2 protein-coding genes and 1 pseudogene are annotated in these 3,981 nt (G+C 60.9%); 2 read left to right on the top strand and 1 reads right to left on the bottom strand.

The genetic code is table 11. The features are described 5' to 3' along the window. Nucleotides 1-278: 278 nt before the first annotated feature. A pseudogene (locus tag JKL46_RS37145) lies at nucleotides 279-1,056 on the top strand (IS6 family transposase). A 641-nt stretch (nucleotides 1,057-1,697) separates the two neighbouring features. Next, entirely contained in the window at nucleotides 1,698-2,693 is a 996-nt protein-coding gene (locus JKL46_RS34270) for an omptin family outer membrane protease (RefSeq protein WP_201842891.1), read from the top strand. A gap of 103 nt (nucleotides 2,694-2,796) precedes the next feature. Here JKL46_RS34270 and ltrA read toward each other — a convergent pair whose 3' ends face one another. Beyond that, nucleotides 2,797-3,813 carry a group II intron reverse transcriptase/maturase gene (gene ltrA, locus JKL46_RS34265; RefSeq protein WP_343074178.1) on the bottom strand — a complete coding sequence of 339 codons (1,017 nt, stop codon included), beginning with the start codon at nucleotides 3,811-3,813 and terminating at the stop codon, nucleotides 2,797-2,799. Between the last annotated feature and the right edge of the window lie 168 nt (nucleotides 3,814-3,981).

Below are 3,981 nucleotides of genomic sequence, written 5' to 3'. Positions count from 1 at the left end.
GGTTCTGGCAGGCTCGACACCCGCCTCGATACGTCGCCTTTCTCAATCCGTCATCACCCACATTCCGGTATAGTTCCAGCGATTCCTCGCCACCCACACCCCGATCCACAACAACTTTCAACTCCGCTACCATCGCCTCTCTGCCGGTGAGTATCGGGCTGCGCGCGATCACGCCTTTTCCATCTGGCGCGATGCCACGGGAGTTGCCCTCGCAGGTTAGCGTAGACGGTGTTGTCACGTTAACTCGGGTTTGACCGCGACCGTGTAGACGGGCCGGTATGCCCAACCCCGTCAGCGACAAACGCCATCGCTTTCCGCCTGAGATCATCGCCCATGCGGTGTGGTTGTACTTCCGGTTTCCCCTGAGCCTGCGGATGGTGGAGGAGATGCTGTTGGAGCGCGGCATCGTCGTCTCCTCCGAGACGGTCCGCCGCTGGGCGCTGAAGTTCGGGCCGGCGTACGCGCGTCGTCTCAGGCGCAAGCCGCCGAGCCGCCGCGATATCTGGCACTTGGATGAGGTCGTGGTCACGATCTCGGGCCAGAAACACTGGCTCTGGCGGGCGGTTGATCAGGACGGCCATGTGCTTGATGAGGTCGTCCAGGACCGCCGCGACACCCAGGCCGCCAAGCGCTTGCCGAAGCGTCTCTTGCGGAAGCAGGGCGACCGCGAAGACAACCCTGCTTCCGGCAGCCGGCCATCAGTGGCACCAAACGAATAAGCAGCACAGCCGCAATATCGGCCTCCCGTCTTTGCCGGTCACAAGACCGGCAATGACATCGTTGAGCAATTACGAGAAAGGACTTGATCAATGAGTTGTGATTAGGCAATCCCCATCTGAACAACAGGGCCGAGAATTCGCATCTTCCGCTGAGAAAGCGGGAGTGGATGATAAAGGCTTTCGGTCCGCGGGAGGCCTGCAGCGGTTCACCTCCGTCTTTTCAGCCGTCAGGAACTTGTTCGTTTCGTCCCACTCGCACCGGTCTGCCCTCGCCACCCACCTTCACTGCCTACAAGCCATGGCGGCATGGAAAGCCGCGGCGGGCGTCCTCGCCTGAAAGAGCGGGGACAGAGCAAATTGCGGTCTCCTCGGGTTAACGTGACATCACCCTCGCAGCCGGTTCAGTTGATCCCCCATGTCCGCCATCCCTGGACAAACGCCAGACCTCTGACACCTGCTGTCGGGTTTGTCGAGTCCGCGACACGGTGCTGTGCGGCCCGGCGCCTGCCGCGCTCTCATGGAAGCCCTTGAATAATCTGCACAACATCTTTTCTGAGGCGCTTTGGGCGCAGTTGGCACGAAGTTTGCACCCTTCAGTACGAGGCGGCAGGAGCGGCCGACCGGATCGTCATGGTTTGAGTAACCGCGCGGTCGATGGACCAAAGGAAGGAAAGCAATATGTCAGGACAGCACCGTCACCTTAAGCCGAGAAGCCCTCGTTCAGGCCCTCCCGGCCAGCCCTGTCCCATTGATAAGGACGGCGCCGGCTCCCAGCCGAAATCTTCAGCAAGGCAAGTAGCCTCGTTCAGTTGACGATGCCGTTTCGAGCACATCCAGTTCAGCTCAATGATGCGGCGCGCGGAGCCCGGTGAGCGCTGTGTGGTGATGCAGTCGCATACTGCGTGAAACAACGCGTTGAAGACGACATACGCAGACAATGATCCTTGAACAGGTCAGACTTACCTTAGGAGTTATCTCGTGAGTGAATCGACAAGAGCACTTGTCGCGCTCTGCAGCGCGGCAATGCCGTTAGGCCTCGCGGCAGGGCTTTCGCCTGCTTATGCCACCGATCTCGGAACTCAGCAGGCCCCGATCGCGGCAGTGTCCTCGAGCCCGCTGTTCTCAGCCGAGGTGTTCAGCGGTTATCTCGCGGGCATTGCCGGCGAGTACGTTGATCGCGTTCCGGGCGACGGATCGAAGCTGAGCCAGCTCAACTGGCAGATCGACAACGCGGCTGTCCTGGGTGGACGCCTGTCCTATCAGGCGCTCGACTGGCTTTTGCTGCGTGCCGGGGGATGGTCCGTGATTGCCTCCGATAATGCCATGGACGATTTCGACTGGTTGCGTGGCTATAACGGTTTTGACAACTGGTCCCATTGGTCCTCCCATTCGGATACGAGGCTCGCCAAAGCCTTCCAGATCGATATCGGCGGCGCAGCTCGTTTCTATGAGCAGAACGGCCTCGCCCTCGACGCCTTGGCCGGCTATCGCTTCCTGACCACCAAGATGAACGTTTACGGCGGGAACTACATCTATTCGAAGGATGGCTTCAGGGACAAGGTCGGCACGTTCGACCCGCATGAACTCGGTGTCGCTTACCAGCAATGGTGGCACACTCCTTATGTTGGCCTGGGCGCGACCTATACGGCCGGATCCTGGCGCGTGACCGGTGAGGTTATCACCAGTCCGTTTGTCGTTGTGAAGGCCAAGGACCATCATAACCTGCGGGACCTTCTATTCACCGAGGATTTCGCTCCCGATTGGATGGTTGGTGTGGACCTTGGTGCTGAATACGCCGTCTCGGAGCGCCTCTCGCTCACGGCGAAGGCCGAGTACCAGAAGTATTTCGAGGCGGCGGGTGAAACGCTTGCATACAAGGGCGGCGAGGGGCTGGGCGCCCGCGCGCCGAAGCCTGCAGCCGGCGCCGATCTGAACATGCTGATGCTGACCGTGGGTCTCAAAGCCAACCTGTAACCGGTAAGGTTCTATACCAGGAAATCGGGATAGGGGGGAACCTTGCGGTTCCTCCCCTCCCACACCACCGTACAAACGGGTCCGTATACGGCGGTTCGCCAGATTACTCGGCTCGGCGGATATAGACAGAAGCGAGACCAAGGCTCTCGAAGAAGGCATTGGGGAAGGCAAAGGAGAGCGCGGGGCTGTTGCTGAGCCGCCAGACACCATGGGGGCTTCCGGCGGCTCGCGCGGCCAGATCCCGTCTGATGCCCATGCGACGCAGTTCCGCAAAGCGGTTACGCCCGTACTTCCACTGCTTCCAGACGATGGCACGGAGCCGTCGCCTGATCCACTTGTCCAGAAGCCGCAACTCCCCTGGGGTCTCGCAGAAACCGAAGTAGCCGCGCCATCCAATGAGATAGCGCGATAGCTCCGGTATAATCTGCGCGAGGCTGCGCCCTCCATTCCTTGCCGTGAGTTCTCGAACCCGCCCCTTGAATCTGGTCAGTGCCTGCGGTGCGATGCGCCGCCTAATGTAGGCACGACCTGAGAAGCTAAAGTCGAGGAACTTACGCTCGGTTGGAGAAGCGACAGCGCTCTTGGCCGGGTTCACCCTCAGCTTGAGACGCCGTTCGAGGAACCGGGTGACGCTGGCCATGACCCGTTCGCCTGCACGAGGACTGCGGACATAAATGTTGCAATCATCGGCGTATCTTGCGAACCGGTGGCCGCGCCGTTCCAGTTCCTTGTCGAGCACATCGAGCATCAGGTTTGAAAGCAGCGGCGAGAGCGGACCCCCTTGCGGGACTCCCTCATCCATCGGATCGACCATGCCGCCCACGAGCACACCTGCCGTCAGATAACGGCGGATGAGCCGGAGCAGGAGCCGGTCCTGCACCCGTTTGGCCACCAGACCCATCAGGATGTCGTGGTTCACCCGATCGAAGAATTTCTCCAAATCGAGATCGACGACGGTGTGGCAGCCGTCTGCGATAAACTGCTGCGCGGCGGCCACAGCCTGGTGCGCCGAGCGTCCGGGCCGGAACCCGTAGCTCGACGGCGAGAAGGTCGGGTCCCAGTCCTCTTGCAGCACCTGCATCACCGCCTGCTGGAGGAAGCGGTCGAGCGCCGACGGAATGCCGAGGCCTCTAGCCCATCGTATTCACCTGAGTGGGCTGGGATGATTTGATCTGCGGCGCGGGCGTGCGGATCCGCTGCGTCTCTTTCATCGCAGCGAGCTCTGGAACGTGGGGAACGCGTTTGCAGGGATTGGCTGGGATGATCGGGGCGATCGTGGCCCCGCCGT

The sequence above is a fragment of the Microvirga zambiensis WSM3693 genome, assembly GCF_016735695.1.
Classification (GTDB): domain Bacteria; phylum Pseudomonadota; class Alphaproteobacteria; order Rhizobiales; family Beijerinckiaceae; genus Microvirga; species Microvirga zambiensis.
Note: the sequence above shows the minus strand (reverse complement) of the source record. Positions and strands in the feature narration are given on the sequence as shown.